Below are 22,685 nucleotides of genomic sequence, written 5' to 3'. Positions count from 1 at the left end.
GGACATGTATCGTGAGGATTACCAAGCGGCTGCCGCCGTTCTTCTTGAACAGGATCATCGTGAGAGCCAATTGGAAGCTCTGCGCGGTATTCATGGAAGACAATTGCGGGAGCTCGGAAAACGAAACAGGGAAAAACGCCGAATGCAGGACGAGGCAGTCGTTCTGCGAAACACCCTTGAGGACAAGGTCCGGGAAGCCGATTCGCTGGAACAGTATTTCGAACGAATGGCTCGGGTGCTTGAGAGGCATAGCGGCCAAGTAGCGTATGAGCAGGATTATGAACGTAGACAGCAGTACTATTTAGAGCGGATGCAATTGACCGGCGGAAATGAAGGCGGCATGGAATTGCCCGAAGATATAGCTCCCTTTAAAGGCATCATCATCGCACCGGACGGCATCCGCGTTGGCGGACATCGTACATCCGAGCTGCTGAGTAGGTTGGCGGAATCGGGCTGCCTGTGCCTTTATTTTGACCCGGAAGCATCCAATTCGCCCGGCCTCGAGGAAAACGGGTATCGCGTATACAACGACGAGTCCGCGCTGCTGCGATGGCTGCTTGCCAACAAAATCGCGCCGGTCGTCGTCTGCACCGGGGTCCAGCAGGCAGCCTGGTTCGATCTATTGCCACAAAAAGCGATATGGTACGATGTCTGCGCAAGCGAAAACGAATTATGGGGCGTCAGCCCGGCAGCGCGGTTCAAGCATTTCGAGCTCCTGGCAGAGGCACATGTAGTCACTTATTCGCAAAAGAGCTGGAGAAGGTACGTCATGGCCCGAAAAGATGCGATTGCGCTCGAGTCCGCAAAGGATGAGCCATCGGTCGTCTCCGTGCTTTCTAAGCTTAAGCTTGGGAGGGATAGCGATGGCTGTTAAAAAGACACTTGCTGCTCACGCAACCGCTATTCTTGAGCGAGAAGCGGAGGCGTTGAAAACCGCGATTGGTCATGTCGGACAATTGCTTCAGGACCAAGACCGAAAGCTGGAGGATGTCGAGCGGGACCTGGTGACATTGGAAGCAGAGATCCAGGCTCAGGATACAAGGCTTGAAACCCTGAAGCAGCAAATAAAGGCGCAAGAGGCGGAACTCGCGAGCAAGGATCTACTGTTCTCAACCGAATACGAGGCGCGGTCAAACTATTATCGCGAGGTGGCGGAGGCGCCATTGTCCGAGGGCGCCAGATCGATACTGGCCGTGCTCAATCGGGAAAGCCGAACGGGTATTATCGTCTATCCGAATGCGGTGCACTGGGAACCGCTTCAGCGGCCGCAGCACCTATTGATTGAATTTTCCAGAATGGGGTATCTTTGCTTTTTTTGCGATCCCGGTCAAGAACCTGCTATTCGGGAAGTGGAGGACGGACTCTACTTGGTGGCCCGTCAGGAGGACCTGCTTCAGGCGCTCCAAACATTCCACGTGCTCGTTCTTAACACGTATCTCATGCAGAATTCATGGATCGAGCATCTCCCTCACAGGACCGTTTGGTACGATGTGCTGGACCGCGTCGATTTTTTCAGTTACTTCGACCGGATGATGCTGGCTAAACATTATCAGGTGTTGCATGAGGCTGATATCGTGACCTATTCGGCCAGAAAATTGAGCGAGTATGTCGGCGAACGACAGGACGCCGTTTATTTGCCGAACGCGTCGCGGATCTCCGATTTTCAATTTTCAGCGGGGGAAAAACCCGAAGCGCCTGCCGATCTTGCGCCCATTCTGCGTGCCAAGAAGCGAATACTGGGCTATTACGGGGCGATTGAAGAATGGTTCGACACGGACTTGGTCAATGAACTGGCGGAACGTATGCAGGCTGAAGTGGTGTTGATTGGACATTGCGGCCTCGATCCGGATCGATTCAATGCGCATGTTCATCTCTTGGGTGCGAAGCCTTATGCAGAGTTGAAACAATACGCGGCCTATTTCGACGCGTTACTGATACCTTTTGTTGTAAACACGCTGACGAACGCTGTCTCTCCCGTTAAGTTTTTTGAGTATTGCGCTGTCGGGAAGCCGATTATCTCGACTCCGATTGCGGAAGTGCTTCCGTTTGCCGGACCGGGAATTACCTTCGTAAATGCAGAAGAACCGTATGAGCTCACGGCCGAGATGTGGAACCTCACACCGGATGCGCGGCGCCACCTCGCTCAGATTGCGGAGGATAACCAGTGGAATTCAAGGGCGTCATCGGTAACGGCGCTTATGGAGACGCAGCCTTCATGCTGGCCGATCTATGCGAACAGGTTGAACACTCCTCATATCGGCGTATTTACGGCTACCTTCTTCGATTATGAAGGGGGAAATTACTATACCGGCGGTGCCGAACGGTATCTCGTCGATTTGCATGAAGTCTGCGAAGAGCTCGGATATCGAATGGATGTATATCAATACGGCAATTATGCATGGTATCGCAAATATAAACAGATCGACGTTTACAGCTTGGGCCATGAAGACCTGGATATGAAGGCATTTACGTTTGCGAATATCGAGGCGTTTAATCGGCGCTATATACAAATCGCCCAGAACAATTCGGTTCTGAATCTGTACTCGGCTTTTTTTCAAGCATTTCCGCAAGCCGCACATCCCAGCATCGGAATCAGCCACGGCGTGGCATGGGACAATCCCGCCTGCCAGTTTAGCGACGGCGAGTCCTTCTGGCGGCATAACGAACGGTTCATACGCGGCGCCGAGCAGGTACAGTCCATGGTTTCCGTGGATACCAACACCGCGAACTGGTTCCAAACGGTATCTTTCGAAATCGGCCGGCGGATGCAGACGATTCCGAATTATGTCGATCCGTCGATATTTTTTCCGGTTGCGAAGCAGGACGACGGGAAGATTCGGATCGTTTATCCAAGGCGGCTCTATGAAGCTAGAGGACTTTATATTACGCTGGCGATTGTGGACGAGATTCTCGAACGTTATCCGAACACGGAATTTCATTTCGTCGGCAAGGGGTTCGAAGAAGACGTCGCTCGCATTCGCGAGGCGGCCGAGCGTTGGCCGGGGCGCGTGTTTTGTTATCACCGGGATCCCGACGACATGCATCTGGTCTATAAGGAAGCCGACATCGTCCTGATTCCGACGCTGTACAGCGAGGGGACAAGCTTGTCTTGCCTCGAAGCCTGCGCTACCGGAAACACGGTGATCGCAACCAGAGTCGGCGGGTTGACCGACATTATTATCGACGGGTTTAACGGCAGGCTGATCGATCCCGACAGCAGCTCGCTGCGTGCGGCGGTGGTGGAATGTCTGGACAATCGGGAGCTGCGGCTGACGCTGGGAAGAAACGCTTACGAGGTATCCAAAGCGTTTAATAAAGCGGTCTGGAAGGAACGCTGGAAGCGGGTCATTCGGCAGATGCTCGGCAAGAGCGGCGATGCCGGTACGGAGCGGGCGACGAGTCGCAGCCGGCCGCAGCCGCTCGAGATTCGCTTAGGGCCGAAGGCCAAGCCGGAAGCATGGAGAAATGAGGCTCTCCATGCGCTTCGTCAAGGCAGAGAGGTTTTTGTCAGGGGAACGCAGGCGAATGGCGGCGCGGCCAGCTTTGGCCGTCTGCAGTGGATCAGCGAGGAAACGCAGCTTTATTTTCAGCCGGACGTCATGGAGTTCGGCTGAGGGAAGAAGGTAGTCATCGATGTCCTTCGTAATAATCGCGCTATCTTTTGCCATCTGGCATCTCGCGTGTAACATGTTGTTGAATCGCGCGAGGGGGATGATATGGATTTCATCGGAACAGGCGGCCGTATCCGCGTTGACGGGGATCGGTTTTCAATCGGTCGCCGATTGGAATCCATGGATTGCCCTCGTGTTGGCGGTTATGCTCACGGCTGCCTATTATACGAATCTAATCCATGTCCGATTTTTCGGCACGATCGTGGAACGAGCCCAAATCAGACAGTTCCTCTTCTCGCCTCAAACGAATGCGGTTACTCGCGCCATGCTTCTGCAGGCACTCCCTCGCCTCGTAAAGCGCAGCGATATTTATTTCGTTCTTCTGTTGGCCGAGGTGTCCGCGACAGTGTTTATCGTTGCTCCGCCTGAGGCCGGCATCGTCTGGATGTGGCTGTTGACCGACATCGTTCTGCTGTCGCTGTTCATGATGACCTATCGGCAGCTGAGCAAGCTGCGGACAGGGACGATCGCGGTTCATCGGTTCGGCATGTTTTTTTCGTACTATTTTTCGTGGCTGCTGGAACGGAAAAGGCGCTCGGAGCAGGAGATGCTGTTCGGAAATACGCCTCTCCTCCCGGAACAAGAAGTGCCGGCGGAAGCAACGGCTGAAGACCGGATCGACGATGACGAATGGTTCGGCAAATTCAAAGGCATGAACGTCATTTTGATTCAGCTCGAATCGTTTCAGCAATTTCTTCTGCACCATCGTGTCGAGGGACAGGAGGTAACGCCTTTTTTGAATCGGCTAGCCGGCGACAACCTGGCATTCACCGACGTCTTCAGCCAATTCGCAATGGGGCATACATCCGACGCCGAACTAGCGGTTCTTCAATCGTTGTTCCCTTCCAAAAACGAAGTGGTCAACTACAGCCATTACGATAAAACCTATTATGGTCTTCCCGCTATTCTACGAGACAACGGCTACCATGCCATGGCGTATCACGGGTATAAGGGAGACTTTTATAACCGCAGGGCAATGATGCGAACGCATGGATTCGAGGCATTCCATGCCGAGGAGGATTACGATTCCCACGACCGAGCATCGTTTTGGATGTCGGATTTCTCGTTTTTCGAGCAATCGGTCGAAAAAATAAAAGCAATGAAAACGCCTTTTTTTGCGTTCATGATCAGCCTGACCTCCCATTTCCCTTTTCAATTGGAGAAGGAGCGTTGGGGACTGCAGTTAAGCAAAGAAATCCCCGATATGCTCGCCATGTACTATCAAAGCGTCAACTATGCGGATCGCGCGCTGCAGCATTTTTATGAGCGCCTGGATCAAGAAGGGCTGCTTGATAATACCGTCATTGCATGTTACGGCGATCACGAGGGGGTACCGGTCGATCACCTTCCGGAGCTCTACGAGGTGCTTGGAATATCGCAATCGACGATTTTGAGGGATCCGAATCGCATGAGCGTGGCGAAGGTTCCTTTCGTTGTCGCCAGCGGGGATTCCGATAGAAGGATTCGACACTCCGACGATCGTGTCGGAAGCACGATGGATGTGGGGCAGACGCTGCTGCATTTGTTGGGATTGCCGCGAATTCCGTACGGCATGGGGATGAGTTTGCTTCAGGCGCCTGCCGATCGCGCGATCCCGTTGTCGCAATATCCGCTCGGCTCATTTGCGACGAAGGATACGCTTTGCTGCGCCTCCGCTTCCGGCGAATATGCGGAAAGCACCTTGTTCGATCGACACAATCGCAAGATGCTGCTTCCGTTATCCGGTGATAATAAGCGTCATTTCGACGATTCCGCAAAACAACTGCTTCGGTCGGATTATTTGATCTCGAACGATCTTTTGCATACTGCTCCGAAAGGGAGAGAGGCCGCGGCACCGTTTTTTTCGCCGACGATCGAGAAGCTGCTGCATATCGTCGAAGACGGCGGCATCGTGATTCCGATTTCATACGGAATGGAAGCCGAATTCCTGAAGGGACAAGGCAACGACCTGGAGAGCCTGCTTAAATTAGGACGCTTCTATAGCCGGTCTAGAAACAAAAACATTAATTTCTACGCAGCCATCGATTGGAATGCCGGCGAAGCGCCGATTTATTTCGATGATCCCAATTATATTCAATTATTGTCCGCCAAAGGATATGATGTCGAACAGATTAACGCAGTGCCGCTCCCAAGCTATTTGGACCGGCTTCCGGATCACACGCTTCTGGCGGTCGCGGTCAAAGACGAGGGCGCAAGCCGCTTCGTTCCCGAATTCGCCGAAGCGATGACCGGCTTCGGATTTCACAATATGGACCACACCAAGATCCGTCACAGTTATGTGAACGTGGTGTATAAGAACAGAGGCTTTCTGTCCCTCTTCGAAGAAGTTTCCCCGAATCCCATTGAGTTGGAATGGAGCGAGAGAAGCTGGGTCAGCGGTTTAGAACTCCCCGTGCAGCTTCAAATCGTAAGTAAAGGCGCGTTCGTAGGCAATAAGGCGGAGATCAAGATCAACGGGAAATCCTATTGCTCGAACGCAAGGGGGCTTAACTTCGCGGTAATCGACATGGACACGGGGCATGTCATCGACGCTTTCCACGCGGATACCTTCTCGACAACGCTCGTGTCTAGCGGAATGTATCGAGCCGTAAAGGCTAGCCTGCTTCGGGAGGAGATTTCGTGATCGTCGGTTGGCTTCAATTCGGTTCGATTGTTTTGGCGGCGGCGTGGATCTGGCTTTTGGCGAGGATGGCAAAGCTAACCGGGTGGAGCCAGGCGAGCCGCGGCGCTCTGGCGGTTCATGAGCCGGACGTCCGGGTGGAACCCGTCATCCGCAAGCCGGAAGCGTCAAACGTCTTTGCCAGATGGGAATCGGTGATGAGCGGGGGAGAACGAGTGAAGCTGATTATCGAGAACCCGCAATGGAAAGAAGAATTGTCCGCGTACGAGGCGTTCAAGCGTCTTTGCGCCGACCATTCGGTTCAAATCATGGATGCGTTCGACGTCGGCTTTGACCGCGGTCGGCCTCATCTTCATTTTGACGATAGCGCGCTTATGCCCGAGCTTTGGGACGCCGGTTACTCGCTTCAACTTGTACAAGGCACGAGCCTGTTGGACATCATTCAAGCGGCAAAACCGTTTTCGTTGATTATTCTTGCCGTTAAGGACGATGGGACCCAGGCGGTCAATCACAAGTGGCAAGAACGATTAAGCGAGGTCGGCATTCGCGCTTTGACGAGGGAATACTTGCGCTGCAGCTACATCAACGTCATCTGGAAGAAAGTCGAACAGTCCTATGTATCGCTATATGAGGAATGTTCGGATCGACCGCTCTTCAAACGGTTCGAACTCGGGGAAGAAGCAGGGGGCTATGTCATGCCGGTCAGCCTTGAAGTCAGCAGCCAGGGGCTATTCTCAGGCAACCATTCGAGCATTAAGATCGATGGCCAGGAGCATTCGCCGAACCGCAGGGGCATGAATATCGTCATTTTCGATCTAATCGACTCCAAGGTCGAGCGGGTGCATAGGGTGGATACGTTCGTAACGATGTTTGACGATACGTCCGTCTACCGCGCTCTTCCGTCCAAGGGGGAGAAGCATGGCGCCTAATTCTGTCGATAATGGCCTTGCGGAGCTCGAGAGCCTTTATATTCCCCCGGTGCCGTTAAACAGGCCGGGAGCCGGCGGTTCAGAGTCGCTGGCCTATACCGCTTACCGCGCGCAAATCTATCGCCGGCGCGGCTATTGGATTCAATCGTTTGGACAAATCGATTTGGAAAGTAATGATAGGCCGATCTATTTTCATCATAGCGGTCATATTCCCTACTTCGAACAACGCGGATACGGCATAGCGTTGATCCAGGGCCGGACAATCGACGCGTTTCTGGCCGGGATTCCTGCAGGGGCGCTGGTGCTGGTCGCGGTCAAGGACGATGGCAGCCAGCGGTTGTCGGGCGAGGCGAGCAGCCGGTTGGCCGATATGGGGATCGCGCAGCTCGATCGCTCGAAATTGCGTCAAAGCTACCTCTGGGCGGCGCGCAAATTAGAAGGGGCAGGCTACGAAGTGCTGCATGAAGCTTGTTCGGCGGAAGAACTGCGTTGGCGCATCGACGACGGTGCTCGGCAGATCGAGCTCGTGAGCGGCGGCGCACTGTCGAGCAACCGCAGCAAGATCGAGATCGACGGCGTAGAGTTCAGCAGGAATCGTCGAGGGTGGAACGTTGTGGTATGTCCCCCGGATGGCGCGTGTATCTCGACGTCGTTCGATGTATTCGCCACGCTCGCGGAGGAGGGCAGTCTATATCGTGCCGCTCCTCAAAGACTAGCCACGAGTGCTTTTCGGGCAATTTACCATGCAGGCGGACAGCTGAACGGGATTAAAAACTCCAATGCGTTGGAGGTCTTCGAACAAAGCTATTCGATTGGGGGCTTTCGAACATTTACGGCCGATATCGAGTTGACGGCCGATGAGGAAGTGGTGCTTCGGCATGACTGGCAGCCCGGCTTCGCCTTATTCGGGTTTCTCGCTAGATATCCGGATGCTTATGTCATTGCGAATATCAATTCCGCTGACCGCAGGCGGTTGAAGATGATGTTCGACAAGCTGATCAGCGCGGCGGCTCCTTTCGGCTTCAGCCTGCTTCTGCGAGTCATTCCGCAGCTGCAATCGATAGAAATGCACCGGATTGTCGAATCGATTTTTCCGTTTCCGCGCTACGTTTATATCCTTGACGCGACCCCAAATACGATAGAAGCCGAAACGGCGTTTGTCAGAGAAAATAAGATTGCCTTTGTGGCCGTTCGCTCGGACCAGTATACGGAAGAGACTGGAGCGCGAATAAGGGAAGCGGGCGCGAGAGTGCTCGTTCATGGCGTCAATGATATGAAGCTTTTGCGGGACTTGGCCGGAAGTGTTCACGGGATTAGTACGGATTCCTTAGCGGCTGGCGATATTCACGCGGAAATCGCGGGACGCGAAGCGGCACAACAGGCGAGAAGAGCGGCATTGAGCCGATTTGTGCAAATCCGGTTTGGAGTCGATACGGCAGGCTGCCGCTGGCTGGAGAGTCCGAATCAGGAAGACTGGGCAGAGCTCGAGGAGCGGATTTATCGGGCTGAAAGCGCGGACGAAATTCGGAGCTTATTGAAATCTTTGAAGTAAAGCGGTTGGTGAAGCTGCGAGAGGTATCCGGCACAACCTCGATATAGGCTGTAGGCTGTCCGCAATAGCGGACGGTCTATTTTCATTTGTCGAAAAACTCTCGTCCCCCTCTCCGGAACCCCGCGGCGGCCATGATGAGAAATATGAAAAAATGCAGAATGTGGGACTTTCGTAGAGGATTTCGCCTGCTTCTGTCGAATATCTAGAAGCTGACTACCTACAGGATGTGATATCGTGATCGAGCTTCAGGATATTTGGAAAACGTACGCGGACGGCACGCATGCCCTGCGCGGCGTTTCCGTTCTCATAGAGCGCAATGAATTCGTTTATCTAGTAGGGCCTTCCGGGGCGGGGAAATCCACGTTCATGAAATTGATCTACCGCGAGGAGATTCCGACCAAAGGGCAAATCTCCGTCAACGGATTTAACATCGGCAAGCTGAAGCCGCGCAAAATCCCGTTCGTCCGCCGGAACATTGGCGTGATATTCCAAGATTACCGCCTGCTGCCGAAGCTGACGGCCTACGAAAACATCGCGTTCGCCATGGAGGTCATCGAAGCGCCGAGACGCATCATCAAGAAGCGGACGATGGAGATGCTTGAGCTCGTCGGGCTGCGCGGGAAGCACAACAGCCTGCCGCAGCAGCTGTCGGGGGGCGAGCAGCAGCGCGTCGCCATCGCGCGCGCCATCATCAATAACCCGTCCGTCATCGTGGCGGACGAACCGACGGGCAACCTCGATCCCGAGACCTCGTGGGGCATCATGAATCTGCTCGAGGAGATCAATTTTCGCGGGACCACCATCATCATGGCCACGCACAACAAAGAGATCGTGAACACGCTCCGCAAGCGCGTCATCGCCATCGAGAACGGTTCGATCGTGCGCGACGAAGCGAGAGGGGAGTACGGGTATGAAAATTAGCACCGTCCTCCGGCATCTCCGCGAAGGGCTGAAGAACGTCGTCCGCAACGGCTGGATGACCTTCGCCTCCGTGAGCTCCATCGTCATCTCGCTGTTCATCCTCGGCGTGTTTCTGCTGCTCGCGATGAACGTCAACGTGCTGGCGGGTCAGATCGAGAGCCAGGTTCAGATTCGGGTGTACCTGCAGTTGGGCACGCCGGAGGCGAAGATCGGCGAGCTCAAGAACGCCATCGGCAACATGCCCGAAGTGAAGAAAGTGACGTTCGTCTCCAAGGAGCAGGGGCTCGAGGACTTGCGCAAGAGCATCGGCGCCGACGGCTCGGATCTGCTCGAAGGCTACGACGAGACGAACAACCCGCTGCCGGATTCCTTCACGGTGGACGTCTTCGACCCGCAGAACATCGCGTACGCGGCGAAGAAGATCGAGGCCCTCGGCAGCGGGGACGCCTCCAAGCCGTTCACGAGCGTAAAGTACGGCAAGGGGACGGTCGAGAAGCTGTTCAAGATCACGAACGCCGTCCGCAACATCGGCCTGGTCATCGTGGCGGGCTTGGCGTTGACGGCGATGTTCCTCATCTCCAATACGATCAAGACGACGATTCTGGCGCGGCGCCGCGAGATCGGCATCATGAAGCTCGTCGGCGCGACCAACAACTTCATCCGGTGGCCGTTCTTCATCGAAGGGGCGTTCATCGGCTTCATCGGCGCGGCGGTCACGGTCGCCGGCCTGCTGCTCGGCTACTCGCAGCTCGTGGACGCATCCCAGTTCGAGCTCGGCCTCATGATGATCAAGCTCGTGACGCTGCAGGAAGCGGGTTTTACCGTTTCGGCGGTTATTTTCGGGCTTGGCCTGCTCATCGGCATCTGGGGAAGCACGCTGTCCGTACGCAAATATTTGAAAGTGTAGGGGTGTGACTGTGAACGTGAAGAGAGGCTTGCTGTTATTCGCGGCGCTCGTGCTCGCGGGAACCATCTTTCAACCGACGCCCGGCGAGGCGTCTTCGCAGCTGGACAAGATCAACCGGGAGCTGGCGCAGGTTCGCAAGGAGATGAGCGCGGCTACGCATAACCGCAACCAGGCGGACAAGGACAAGGCGTATATCCTGCAGATGAAAGAGAAGACGGCGCAGTCCGTCACCGAAATCGTCACCCAGATCAACGAAGTCGGCACCCAGATGAATGCGGTGCAGTCCCAGATCGACGACAAGGAAGCGGAAGTGCGCAAGACGGGCGAGGAGCTTCAGGCCGCGGAGGACCGGCTCCAGAAGCAGGACCAGCTGCTGAAATCCCGCGTCCGCCTCATGTATACGAACGGCATCGTGTCCTACCTGGACGTGCTGCTCAGCGCGACGAGCTTCAGCGATTTCCTCGACCGCATGGATTCGCTGTCCTCCATTCTGGGGCAGGACAAGGAGATTCTGGCGAATCGCAAGGAAGACAAGGCGCTCGTCGAGCGGAAGAAGCAGGAAGTCGAAAGCTCGCTGGCGGAAGTGAAGACGATGTACGGCAAGCTGGCGGATTACCGCGCGCTGCTGAAGGACAAGGAACAGCAGAAGGAAGTCATGGTGCAGAAATACAGCAGCCAGGCGGACGAGCTCGACGAGATCAGCTCGGACCAGGAGGAACTGCTGATCCAGCTGGCGAAGAAGGTCTCCGATCTCGAAGCGAAGAAAAATTCCATCAAGGTCTACTACAATCCCGGCGGCAAGCTGGGCATGCCGCTTAGAGCCAATTGGCACCTCAGTTCGCCGTTCGGCTACCGGATCCACCCGATTACCGGCGCGAAGAAGCTGCATACCGGCATGGACATGGCCGTGCCGAAGGGCACGCCGATCTACGCGGCCGAGTCCGGCGTCGTCATCGTCGCCCAATGGTGGAGCGATTACGGCAACTGCGTCATTATCGACCACGGCGGCGGCCTGTGGACCATCTACGGCCACATCCGCGACGGCGGCATCCTGGTCGAGAAGGGCCAAAAGATCAAGCGCGGCCAGAAGATCGCAGAGGTCGGCAGCACGGGCATGTCGACGGGCAACCACCTCCATTTCGAAGTCCGGCTGAACGAGAAGGCCGTCAATCCGGCGCCGTATTTGAAATAAAATAGCAAGCCCGGAGCCGTGCGCTCCATGGCCGAACCGACGCGCCGCACCCATGCAGCAAATAATTGGGTGCGGCTTGTCATATACTAGGAAAGTTGGGAATACGGACGCCGGCCGAACCGCCGGCGCGTGAAGGGGTGTTGATGTGCAGTTTAGAGGACGAACAGTGGCGGCGTTCATATTGCTGACGATGGCGGCTTCCGTGCTGGTCACGCTGACCGTGGCGGACCGATTCGTCGTCATCGGCGGCGAAGGGGCGGCCAGGGCGGCGTCGTCGGAATCGTCCGGACAATATGGGCTTAGCGAGAACGAGCTGCAGAAGCTGAATACGGTGCTCGGCTTGATCGAGACGAAATATTTTCGCGAGGTGGACCGGGCGAAGGTGCTCGACGGCGCGGCCAACGGCATGATGGAGGCGCTCGGCGATCCGTACTCGGTCTACATGCAGAAGGATGTGGCCAAGCAGTTCTCCGAGACAATCGAAGGCTCGTTCACGGGCATCGGCGCCGGCGTGCAGATCAAGGACGGCAAGGTGACCGTGGAGTCGGCGATCAAAGGCTCGCCGGCGGAGCGCGCGGGCATACAGCCGAACGACGTGCTCTTGTCCGTCAACGGCGAGAAGCTGGCCGGCCTGTCGCTGAACGACGCCGTGGCGAAGATTCGCGGGCCGAAGGGCTCGAAGGTCAAGCTCGTCATCCAGCGCGCGGGCATGGCCAAGCCGCTGCAGCTGACGATCGTGCGCGATGACATCGATTACGAGACCGTCTACGCCCATCTGCGCGACGACGGGATCGGCGTCATCGAGATCCGCCAGTTCTCGCTGAACACGGGGGAACGGTTCGCCGAGGAGCTGGACAAGCTGGAGAAGCAGCATATGAAGGCGCTCGTCATCGACGTGCGCGGCAATCCGGGCGGCGTGCTGCCGGTCGTGGTGTCGGTCGCGCAGCCGTTCGTGCCGAAGGGCGAACCGATCGTGCAGGTGGAGGACAAGAGCGGCCATCGGGAGAAAACCGTGTCGAACGGGCCCGGAAAGAAATACCCCGTCGCGGTGCTCATCAATAAAGGGAGCGCCAGCGCTTCCGAGGTGCTGGCCGGCGCGCTCAAGGAAGAAGCGCATGCCGTCCTCGTCGGCGAGACGTCGTTCGGCAAAGGCACGGTACAGGTCAGCTACGACAAGCAGCTGGGCGACGGCAGCCTCGTCAAGATGACGATCGCCAAGTGGCTCACGCCGCTCGGCAATTGGGTGCACGAAAAAGGGCTGAAGCCGGATGTGGCCGTGCAGCCGCCGGATTACTACACCGCGGCGCGGATGTCCAAGACGAAGACGCTCCTGCCGGACACGATCGACGAGGAGACGAAGAGCCTGCAGATTATGCTGGCGGGGCTCGGGTACAAGGTCGACCGCAAGGACGGCTTTTACAGCGCGGCGACGGCGAGCGGCATCAAGGCGTTCCAGAAGAAGGAAGGCCTGCCGGTCACGGGCAAAGCGGACAAAGCGACGGCGGAAAAGCTGGAGGAGCGGATCATCGCGAAGATTCGCGACGAGAACAGCGACACCCAGATGCGCAAAGCAGTGGAGGTGCTGGGCGCCAAGCTGGGAGTTGCAAAATAATCCAGCAGGAAATCAAACCCCCGCGTCGAATAACAAGAAGGCTGAGCGTCCGCGTCATGCGGAACCGGCCTTCTTTTTTTAAGGCGGTTTATGCGGATTTACATAGGGCGATCGATTCGCCGGCGCCGGCCGTTCATCTGGATGCACAAGGGAGTGAAGAGCTTGGACGCAGTCTTGGATGTGCTTCGCATGATGGGATCGGCGGCTCTCGGGCTGCTGTTGTCCCCGTTTTACTATATCGGCGTGATTCTGATCATGCTCCAATATTTCCGGCAGACGCGGCTGGAGCGCAAGCTGTTCCACGTACGTCTGCACGCGTGGCCGAACCAGCTGGCGCGGACGATGCTTGCCGGACTTGCCGTCGGCGTGGCGCTGTCCCTCGCGGGGCTGTTTCTCGGCGTCGCGGTCGACGGCGAGGCGGTGCTCTGGCTGTGGGGCACCGCGATCGTGCTCCTGCTCGTGCGCGTGCGCTACCTCTGCTTCGCCTACAGCGCGGGCATGCTTGGCCTGGCGCAGTGGGCGCTGGGCTTCACGGCGCTCGATGGGCGGAGCGGCTGGATCGGCGAGGCGGTCCGTTCGATCGCCGGGCTGGACATTCCCGGCCTGCTCGTGCTCGTGGCGCTGATGCATCTCGCGGAAGGGCTGCTGATCCGCTGGCAGGGCGCGCGGTTCGCGAGCCCGCTGTTCCTGGAAGGCAAGCGCGGCAAGCTGATCGGCGGGTACATGCTGCAGGGCTATTGGCCGGTGCCGATGCTGCTGCTCGTGCCGGCGGCCGCGGGCAGTGCGGATGCCGTCCACCTGCCGTGGTCGCTGCTGCTCGGCGGCGGCGGAGCGTGGAGCCACGGCGTGACGATGATCGGGTTCCCGATGATGATCGGCTTCACGGAAATGACGCGCACGATGCTGCCGGGCGCGAAGACGCGCAGCTCCTCGAAGGCGCTGCTCATCTACGGCGCGGTCGTCGGCGCCGCGGCGGTCGCGGCCTATTATTGGCCGCCGCTCCTGCTGGTCGCAGTGCTCTGCGCGCTGCTGCTGCACGAGGCGCTGGTCGCCGTCAGTTACTATAAGGAAGACGCGAACGCGCCGCTCTTCGTCCACGACGACCGCGGACTGCGGATTCTGGCTGTCATCCCGGGCACGCCCGCGGAAGCGATGGGCCTGCAGGCCGGGGAGATTATCCAGAAGGCGAACGGCGTCCGGGTGCATACGAAGGAAGAGCTGCACGCGGCGCTATATTTGAACTCGGCCTTCTGCAAGCTCGAAGCGGTCAACCTGGAAGGCCACGTGAAGTTCGTGCAGCGCGCGCGCTACGCGGGCGAGCATCACCAGCTCGGCGTGGTCCTCGCACCGGACGACCAAGCGGCCTTCTACGCCGCGGCGTCGCCGGCGTCGCTGTTCGACCTGCTGCGGAAGCGGACGGCGCGAAGCCGAAACCGTTCGACGACGGCGTCGATGTAGACGGGCGCCTTGGGGCCACCGGCCATGCCGCTCCGGCATGCGTCCGGGGCCTTTTTTGGTTGGGGGCGAGGCGGCTTTTGGCATGCATGGAAAGATGATCCCTCATTGCAACCTGGGGGGCGACACGGTATAATGAATAAGAATGGGAACACATATTCTTATGCCGATTGCCGCCTGTCCGAAGCCGGCGGGAGCCGAAGCAAGGCGCGTCTTGAGCATTCGGGTTGCGCGTAATTTACCGATAGATTGTCTATTATTTCGTCCCAATATGGGCATACAGTTAATAGGATCATTCATAGAACTCATAGGATCGGGGTGTAGCGAATTCATGGTTGAACAACGGGAGCAAAGCAAGCTCTTCGCGCTGAAATCCGACTATACGCCGCAGGGCGACCAGCCGGGGGCGATTCGGCAGCTCGTCGACGGGGTGCGGAAGGGCGCGGCGCATCAGACGCTGCTCGGCGCGACCGGCACGGGCAAGACGTACACGATCGCCAATACGATTGCGGAGCTGAACCGGCCGACGCTCGTCATCGCGCATAACAAGACGCTGGCGGCGCAGTTGTGCAGCGAGTTCAAGGAATTTTTTCCCGATAACGCGGTCTCCTACTTCGTCAGCTACTACGACTATTATCAACCGGAAGCCTACATCCCGTCCTCGGATACGTTCATCGAGAAGGATTCCAGCATCAACGACGAGATCGACAAGCTGCGGCACTCCGCCACGAGCTCGCTGCTCGAGCGGCGGGATGTCATCATCGTCGCCAGCGTCTCCTGCATCTATGGCCTCGGTTCGCCGACCGAGTACGGGAATCTGGTATTAAGCCTGCGCGTGGGCATGGAGAAGTCGCGCGACGCGATTCTCCACAAGCTGGTCGACATCCAATACCAGCGCAACGACATCAACTTTATTCGCGGCACGTTCCGCGTCCGCGGCGATATTGTCGAGATTTTCCCGGTCGCGAACAACGAGCGGGCCCTACGCGTCGAGCTGTTCGGCGACGAGATCGAGCGCATCACCGAGATCGATGTGCTGACTGGCGAGATCGTCGGCGAACGCGACCACGTCGCGATTTTCCCGGCCTCCCACTTCGTAACGCAGGAAGAGACGATGAAGGTCGCGATCAAGAACATCGAGCGCGAGCTGGAGGAGCGGCTGGAAGAGCTGCGCGGGCAAGGCAAGCTGCTGGAAGCGCAGCGGCTGGAGCAGCGGACGCGCTACGACCTCGAGATGATGGCGGAGATGGGCTTCTGCAGCGGCATCGAGAACTACTCGGGACCGCTCACGTTCCGCGAACGTGGTGCGACGCCGTATACGCTAATGGATTATTTTCCGGACGACATGCTCGTCGTCATCGACGAGTCCCACGTGACGATTCCGCAGATCCGAGCCATGTACAACGGCGACCGCGCGCGGAAGGAAGTGCTCGTCGAGCACGGCTTCCGGCTGCCGTCCGCCATGGACAACCGGCCTCTTCGCTTCGAGGAATTCGAAGGCAAGGTGAAGCAGGCGATCTACGTCTCCGCGACGCCGGGCCCTTACGAGATCGAGCATTGCCCGGAGATGATCCAGCAGATCATCCGTCCGACGGGCCTGCTGGACCCGATCATCGAAGTCCGCAAGACGAAGGGCCAGATCGACGACCTGCTCGTCGAGATCCGCGACCGGATTGCCAAGGACGAGCGCGTCCTGGTCACGACGCTGACGAAGAAGATGGCCGAAGACTTGACGGATTACCTCAAGGACGTCGGCATCAAGGTGCGGTACCTGCACTCCGACATCAAGACCTTGGAGCGGCTCGCGATTCTGCGCGATTTGCGGATGGGGACGTTCCACGTGCTCGTCGGGATCAACCTGCTGCGGGAAGGCTTGGACTTGCCGGAGGTATCGCTCGTCGCGATTCTCGATGCCGACAAGGAAGGATTCCTCCGTTCGGAGCGGTCGCTTATCCAGACGATCGGCCGGGCGGCGCGGAACTCGGAAGGCCGGGTCATCATGTACGCGGACAACCATACGGACTCCATGAATACCGCCATCGCGGAGACGGAGCGCCGGCGCGCCATCCAGGTGGCGTACAACGAGAAGCACGGCGTGACGCCGCAGACGATCCGCAAGAAGGTGCACGACGTCATCGAAGCGACGAAGGCCGCCGAGCAGAAGAGCGATTATTTGACGGGTGCCGGCGTCGACAAGATGTCGAAGAAGGAGCGCCAGTCGCTGCTGCAGCGACTGGAAGCCGAGATGAAGGAAGCCGCGAAGAGCCTGCAGTTCGAACGCGCCGCGGAGCTTCGCGACGCGCTGCTGGAGCTTAAAGCGGAGTTGGGCCTGTAGGCCGGGAGGAGAGGTAAGAACGTGGCTAGTGATGCGATCGTAATTAAAGGGGCGCGAGCCCATAATCTCAAGAACATCGACGTGACGATTCCCCGCGACAAGTTCGTCGTGCTGACGGGGCTGAGCGGCTCCGGCAAGTCTTCCCTGGCATTCGACACCATCTACGCGGAAGGCCAGCGCCGGTACGTGGAGTCGCTGTCCGCTTACGCGCGCCAATTCCTCGGCCAGATGGAGAAGCCGGACGTCGATTCCATCGACGGGCTGTCGCCGGCCATCTCCATCGACCAGAAGACGACAAGCCGGAACCCGCGTTCCACCGTCGGCACCGTAACGGAAATTTACGATTACCTGCGCCTGCTCTTCGCGCGCGTCGGCAAGCCGCACTGTCCGGATCACGGCATCGAGATCACGTCACAGACCGTGGAGCAGATGGTCGACCGCATCATGGAATATCCGGAGCGGACGCGGCTGCAGATTCTGGCGCCGATCGTTTCCGGCCGCAAGGGCGAGCATTCCAAGCTGCTGGCGGACGTGCAGAAGCAGGGCTTCGTGCGCGTGCGCGTCAACGGCGAGCTCCGCGAGCTGAGCGAGAGCATCGAGCTGGAGAAGAACAAGAAGCACAACATCGAGGTCGTCGTCGACCGGATCGTGGTGAAGGAAGATATCCACAGCCGGTTGGCAGACTCGCTCGAGACCGCGCTCAAGCTGTCCGGCGGGCAGGTCCTCGTCGACGTCATGGAGAAGGAAGAGCTGCTGTTCAGCTCGAATCTGGCATGTCCGGTGTGCGGCTTCAGCATCGACGAGCTGGCGCCGCGGATGTTTTCGTTCAACAGCCCGTACGGCGCATGCCCGGACTGCGACGGTTTGGGGGCGAAAATGATCGTCGACCCGGACCTGCTCGTGCCGGACGGCTCCAAGTCGATCGCGGAAGGCGCCTTCGAAGCATGGGCGGGCAGCACGTCCAACTATTACCCGCAGTTTCTGGACGCGGTGTGCAAGCACTTCGGCATCGCGCGGGACGTGCCGGTCGACGACCTGTCGCCGGAGCAGATGAAGAAGCTGTTGTACGGCACGGGCGGCGAGCGCGTCCGCTTCCGGTACACCAACGACTTCGGTCACGCCAAGGAAGCGCTCGTGCCGTTCGAGGGCATCGTGAACAACCTGGAGCGCCGCTACCGGGAGACGGGCTCCGACGGCATTCGTGAATATATCGAGCAGTACATGAGCGCCAAGCCATGCTCCGGCTGCAAAGGGCAGCGTCTGCGGAAGGAAAGCCTGGCGGTGACGATCGGCGGCGAGAACATCGCCTACGTCACGTCGCTCTCCATCGGCGAAGCGGAACGCTTCTTCAGCGGACTCGGCCTCAATGAGAAAGAGATGCTCATCGCGCATCTCATCCTGAAGGAGATCAACAGCCGGCTCGGCTTCCTCGTGAACGTCGGCCTGGAATACTTGTCGCTCAGCCGCGCGGCGGGCACGCTCTCCGGCGGGGAGGCGCAGCGCATCCGGCTGGCGACGCAGATCGGCTCGAGCCTCATGGGCGTGCTGTACATTCTCGACGAGCCGAGCATCGGGCTCCATCAGCGCGACAACGACAAGCTCATTCAGACGCTCGAGCATATGCGCGATCTCGGCAACACGCTGATCGTCGTCGAGCACGACGAAGATACGATGCTCGCGAGCGACTACATCATCGACATCGGACCGGGCGCCGGGATCCATGGCGGACAGGTCGTCTCGATGGGCACGCCGAAGGAAGTCATGGCGGACGAACAATCGTTGACCGGCGCCTACCTGAGCGGCCGCAAGTTCATTCCGGTGCCGCTGAAGCGGCGGGAGCCGAACGGCAAGTGGCTGGAAGTCCGCGGCGCCAAGGAGAACAACCTGCGCGGCGTGAACGTCAAGTTCCCGCTCGGCGTGTTCACGGCGGTGACGGGCGTATCCGGCTCCGGCAAATCGACGCTGGTCAACGAAATCCTGTACAAAACGCTGGCTCGCGATCTCAACAAGGCGAAGGTGCGTCCCGGCGAGCATAAGGAGATCCGCGGGCTCGAGCATATCGAGAAGGTCATTGACATCGACCAATCGCCGATCGGCCGGACGCCGCGCTCCAATCCCGCGACGTACACGGGCGTATTCGACGACATTCGCGACCTGTACGCGTCGACGAACGAAGCGAAGGTGCGCGGGTACAAGAAAGGCCGCTTCAGCTTCAACGTAAAGGGCGGCCGCTGCGAGTCGTGCCGCGGCGATGGCATCATCAAGATCGAGATGCACTTCCTGCCGGATGTCTACGTGCCTTGCGAAGTCTGCAAGGGTAAGCGATACAACCGCGAGACGCTCGACGTAAAATATAAAGGCAAGAGCATCGCCGATCTGCTCGAAATGACGATCGAAGACGCGTGCGAGTTCTTCCGGAATGTGCCCCGGATCCATCGCAAGCTGCAAACGCTGCTGGACGTCGGCCTCGGCTACATGAACCTCGGCCAACCGGCCACGACGCTCTCGGGCGGCGAGGCGCAGCGCGTGAAATTGGCGGCCGAGCTGTATCGCCGCAGCACCGGCAAGATGCTCTATATTCTCGACGAGCCGACGACGGGGCTGCATGTCGACGACATCGACCGGCTGCTCACCGTGCTTCATCGCTTGGTCGATTCGGGCGAATCCGTGCTCGTCATCGAGCATAACCTCGACGTCATCAAGACCGCTGATTACTTGGTCGACTTGGGACCGGAAGGCGGCAAGAACGGCGGCATGATCGTCGGGACCGGTACGCCGGAGGACGTGATCAAGGTCGAAGGCTCGTATACGGGCCGATACCTGAAGCCGATTCTGGACCGGGACCGCGAGCGCACGCTCTCGCAGCACCGCGAGGTCGAGCGCGTCGCGGCCGGGGCTGAACAATAAGCAAGATGGGGCTTTTTGCTTTTGTCGAGCGGCACTGGGGATCGTTCGGCCGTCAGGCAAAATAAAAAACCGGGAATTCCGCACGAAGCGGAATTCCCGGTTCTTTTCGTTGTTACGGTTGCTTTGCGGTTAGCTGGCCAAAATTTCGGTCAGCTTCGCTTGGAAGGCCGGTACGCCGACGCGGTTGACGTAGTTGTGGAACGTCTCGCCGGACTCGCGTCCTTCTTTGTAGAAGTTAATCAGCTGCACGAGCACGCCGCCGAGGTCGTCGCCTTTGACCCGGCCCTTCAGCGATGTGTTGAACTGGGCGCCAGGGCCGAGGATGCCGCCGACCGCGATGTCGAACGCGTCGACCATGCCGTCCGGCGTCTTCACGAGCGCGCCCTGCAGGCCGATATCCGCGATATGCTTCTGGCCGCATGCGTTCGGGCAGCCGATGAAGTGAATGCGGATCTTCTCGTCGAGCTGGACATGTTCATCCAAGAATTCCGCGACACGGCGCGCGCGTTCCTTCGTTTCGACGACCGCCAGGTTGCAGAACTCGTTGCCCGTGCAGGAGACGGTCCGGCTCATGAACGGCTTCGCGTTCGGGGACAAGCGCTGCAGCACCGGCAGTTGAAGCGCGGCTTCGATTTTGTCGTCCGGAATGCCGGCCAGAATGATGTTTTGTGACATCGTCGTCCGGATGGTGCCGTCGCCGAATCGGTCGGCGGCGTCCGCCAGCTGCTCCAGCTCCGTGGAGTTCGTACGGCCGACCGGCACGTTCAGGCCGATGAAGTTCAGGCCTTGTTCCTTTTGCGGGTAGACGCCGTCGTAGTAGACGGCATTCCAACCGACGATTTTGTTCTCGCCCTTCGCTGGCATGTCGCCGATGATTTCCTTCAGCTTCTCGAGGAACTTCTCCGGACCCCAGTCCGCCACGAGGAACTTCAGACGGGCATGATGGCGCTTCTCGCGGTAGCCGTAGTCGCGGAAGATCGTCGTGACGCCGATGGAGACCTTCAGCACGTCCTCCGGACGCACGAACAGGTTGAGCTCTTTAGCCAAGTGCGGCTTCGCGGACAGGCCACCGCCGACGTAGACGTGGAAGCCGACGACTTCTTCGCCTTCGATGACTTTCGTCGCCGGGGCGAAGGCGAGGTCGTTGATTTCGGCATTGGCGTTGTTATAGATGTTGGAGGAAATGGACATTTTATATTTACGCGGCAGGTTGGAGAAGTCGCGGTTCAGCAGATAGAAATCGTTGACCTGTTCCACGATCTCGCGCGTGTCCATCAGCTCGTTCGGATCGATGCCGGCAAGCGGATTGCCGACGATCGTGCGCGGGCAGTCGCCGCATGCTTCGTACGAATACAGACCGACCGCTTCCAGACGCTGGAAGATGTCCGGCAGGTTCTCGACTTTCAGCCAGTGGTACTGAATGGCCTGGCGCGTCGTGACGTCGATGAGATCGCGGCCGTAGTCGCGGCCGATGGAAGCGATTGCGCGTGCTTGCGCGGAAGTCATGATGCCGGTGTTGATCCGGATCCGCATCATGAAGTGGCCGTCCTTCGGCTTCTGCTCATAGACGCCCGCCCATTTGAACCGGTTCATGTCGTCCTCGGGAATGGAAGCGTAGCCTTCCTTTGCGTACTTGTCGATAATGGTGCGAATGACGTCGAGACCGTCCTTTTCCCGTTTGACGAATTCGAATTTATTCAATTTATCCGGGTTGTTCATCCATAAGGCTTCATAGGCCATGGTTCGTTGTTCCTCCTTGGGCGAAGTAGCCCGGCCGTCGCGGTCAGGGCCAAATTCCGACGATTTTTGTATGATATCACTACTTGAATCGTATCATACTTCCGGGTGAGCGACAATGAAAAGCGGCGCCATACCTATAAGAGTTTGTTATATTTAAAAGGCCGATCGATTATAATAACCCCGCCCCCTTCCGGAAAATGGTGACAAACTTGTTACGATTCCCAAATGCTGCTTGCAACGGACCCGTGATGAGGCTAACATAAGTACTATAGGCTACGTGCGAAAACGAAGGAGGATCTCCCCCCATGTATCTTGCTGAGACTGCAACAACGGCACTCGCGAAATTCGATCCCATGGATATCATGATGCTGCTGTTCACGATCGTCATCTTCATCGGATGGATTCGGTTGATCACGAGTCCGAAGAAAAATAAATTCGCGATCGGCTGGACGACGGTGTCGCTGCTCGTATTCCTGTTCGCGAACTACGTGATGATCTTCAAAGTTTGGGCGTCGTAAGATCCGCCCGCGCGAAGCGCATATGAACGGACTGCTCGGACGAGCACGCACGGCCGGCGATTCTTGAAGCCCAAGAATGCGCCGGCCTTTTGCGTTCCCGGCGGTTCGTACACCTAGAACGGCAAAACGCATAGGCAAAAAAAAGAGGCTGTCCCAAAAGTAAGTTTGGGAACAGCTTCAACCCGTAAAAAGCGCAAAGACCCAAGATGGGCAGAGCTAACTCTGCAGCATCTTGGGTCTTTTTGAATCGACCGCTGCCATCTTCAGCAGATTGTGAGCGATCGAAAGCCACCCGACCTCCAAGCTTACTTTTGGTAAGCCTCGAA

At 58.0% G+C, this 22,685-nt stretch carries 14 protein-coding genes; 13 read left to right on the top strand and 1 reads right to left on the bottom strand.

The window, feature by feature from the left end:
* Positions 1-4 precede the first annotated feature (4 nt).
* From ACFPB1_RS20005 to uvrA, 12 genes are all read left to right on the top strand, one after another.
* Complete coding sequence (locus ACFPB1_RS20005; RefSeq protein ID WP_379227859.1) at positions 5-874, top strand: hypothetical protein; 870 nt, start codon at positions 5-7, stop codon at positions 872-874.
* A complete protein-coding gene (locus ACFPB1_RS20000; RefSeq protein WP_379227858.1) occupies positions 864-3,614 on the top strand; it encodes a glycosyltransferase in 2,751 nt (916 codons plus the stop codon). Before ACFPB1_RS20005 ends, ACFPB1_RS20000 begins: the two co-directional genes overlap by 11 nt.
* Positions 3,615-3,633: 19 nt before the next feature.
* On the top strand, positions 3,634-6,294 hold the full coding sequence (locus tag ACFPB1_RS19995; protein WP_379227857.1) for a sulfatase-like hydrolase/transferase: 2,661 nt from the start codon (positions 3,634-3,636) through the stop codon (positions 6,292-6,294).
* Entirely contained in the window at positions 6,291-7,220 is a 930-nt protein-coding gene (locus ACFPB1_RS19990; protein ID WP_379227856.1) for a hypothetical protein, read from the top strand. Before ACFPB1_RS19995 ends, ACFPB1_RS19990 begins: the two co-directional genes overlap by 4 nt.
* Positions 7,210-8,772 carry an interleukin-like EMT inducer domain-containing protein gene (locus tag ACFPB1_RS19985; protein WP_379227855.1) on the top strand — a complete coding sequence of 521 codons (1,563 nt, stop codon included), beginning with the start codon at positions 7,210-7,212 and terminating at the stop codon, positions 8,770-8,772. The genes ACFPB1_RS19990 and ACFPB1_RS19985 overlap by 11 nt, the downstream gene beginning before the upstream one ends.
* 234 nt (positions 8,773-9,006) lie before the next feature.
* Positions 9,007-9,693: a cell division ATP-binding protein FtsE gene (gene ftsE / locus ACFPB1_RS19980; RefSeq protein WP_379227854.1), complete on the top strand. Its 687-nt coding sequence runs from the start codon at positions 9,007-9,009 to the stop codon at positions 9,691-9,693.
* Positions 9,683-10,600, top strand: a complete 918-nt coding sequence (ftsX, locus tag ACFPB1_RS19975; RefSeq protein WP_379227853.1) for a permease-like cell division protein FtsX — start codon at positions 9,683-9,685, stop codon at positions 10,598-10,600. The genes ftsE and ftsX overlap by 11 nt, the downstream gene beginning before the upstream one ends.
* 10 nt (positions 10,601-10,610) lie before the next feature.
* Positions 10,611-11,792, top strand: coding sequence for a murein hydrolase activator EnvC family protein (locus ACFPB1_RS19970; protein ID WP_379227852.1), 1,182 nt, complete (start codon positions 10,611-10,613; stop codon positions 11,790-11,792).
* 166 nt (positions 11,793-11,958) lie between these two features.
* Positions 11,959-13,404 carry a S41 family peptidase gene (locus ACFPB1_RS19965; RefSeq protein WP_379227851.1) on the top strand — a complete coding sequence of 482 codons (1,446 nt, stop codon included), beginning with the start codon at positions 11,959-11,961 and terminating at the stop codon, positions 13,402-13,404.
* A 162-nt stretch (positions 13,405-13,566) separates the two neighbouring features.
* Positions 13,567-14,862, top strand: coding sequence for a PDZ domain-containing protein (locus ACFPB1_RS19960; protein ID WP_379227850.1), 1,296 nt, complete (start codon positions 13,567-13,569; stop codon positions 14,860-14,862).
* A 328-nt stretch (positions 14,863-15,190) separates the two neighbouring features.
* Positions 15,191-17,194: an excinuclease ABC subunit UvrB gene (gene uvrB, locus ACFPB1_RS19955; RefSeq protein ID WP_379227849.1), complete on the top strand. Its 2,004-nt coding sequence runs from the start codon at positions 15,191-15,193 to the stop codon at positions 17,192-17,194.
* A gap of 21 nt (positions 17,195-17,215) precedes the next feature.
* The gene (gene uvrA / locus ACFPB1_RS19950) at positions 17,216-20,101 is read left to right on the top strand and encodes an excinuclease ABC subunit UvrA (protein ID WP_379227848.1); all 2,886 of its coding nucleotides are present in this window, start codon (positions 17,216-17,218) and stop codon (positions 20,099-20,101) included.
* A gap of 129 nt (positions 20,102-20,230) precedes the next feature.
* On the opposite strand, the gene ACFPB1_RS19945 is transcribed toward uvrA, so the two are convergent.
* Positions 20,231-21,841: a nitrite/sulfite reductase gene (locus ACFPB1_RS19945; protein ID WP_379227847.1), complete on the bottom strand. Its 1,611-nt coding sequence runs from the start codon at positions 21,839-21,841 to the stop codon at positions 20,231-20,233.
* A 305-nt stretch (positions 21,842-22,146) separates the two neighbouring features.
* Here ACFPB1_RS19945 and ACFPB1_RS19940 point away from each other — a divergent pair, with 305 nt between their 5' ends.
* Positions 22,147-22,359, top strand: coding sequence for a hypothetical protein (locus tag ACFPB1_RS19940; protein WP_090642659.1), 213 nt, complete (start codon positions 22,147-22,149; stop codon positions 22,357-22,359).
* Positions 22,360-22,685 lie beyond the last annotated feature (326 nt).

Source organism: Paenibacillus sp. GCM10023250, assembly GCF_042653205.1.
In the GTDB taxonomy this organism is placed as follows: Bacteria; Bacillota; Bacilli; order Paenibacillales; family Paenibacillaceae; genus Paenibacillus_Z.
This window is presented reverse-complemented; position numbering and strand designations above follow the sequence as displayed.

Excerpts from the sequence above, each read along its gene's own strand:
- ACFPB1_RS20005 (WP_379227859.1), top strand. The coding sequence starts at position 5 with ATGTATCGTGAGGATTACCAAGCGGCTGCCGCCGTTCTTCTTGAACAG.
- ACFPB1_RS20000 (WP_379227858.1), top strand. The coding sequence starts at position 864 with ATGGCTGTTAAAAAGACACTTGCTGCTCACGCAACCGCTATTCTTGAG.
- ACFPB1_RS19995 (WP_379227857.1), top strand. The coding sequence starts at position 3,634 with ATGTCCTTCGTAATAATCGCGCTATCTTTTGCCATCTGGCATCTCGCG.
- ACFPB1_RS19985 (WP_379227855.1), top strand. The coding sequence starts at position 7,210 with ATGGCGCCTAATTCTGTCGATAATGGCCTTGCGGAGCTCGAGAGCCTT.
- ftsX (WP_379227853.1), top strand. The coding sequence starts at position 9,683 with ATGAAAATTAGCACCGTCCTCCGGCATCTCCGCGAAGGGCTGAAGAAC.
- uvrB (WP_379227849.1), top strand. The coding sequence starts at position 15,191 with ATGGTTGAACAACGGGAGCAAAGCAAGCTCTTCGCGCTGAAATCCGAC.
- ACFPB1_RS19945 (WP_379227847.1), bottom strand. The coding sequence starts at position 21,841 with ATGGCCTATGAAGCCTTATGGATGAACAACCCGGATAAATTGAATAAA.
- ACFPB1_RS19940 (WP_090642659.1), top strand. The coding sequence starts at position 22,147 with ATGTATCTTGCTGAGACTGCAACAACGGCACTCGCGAAATTCGATCCC.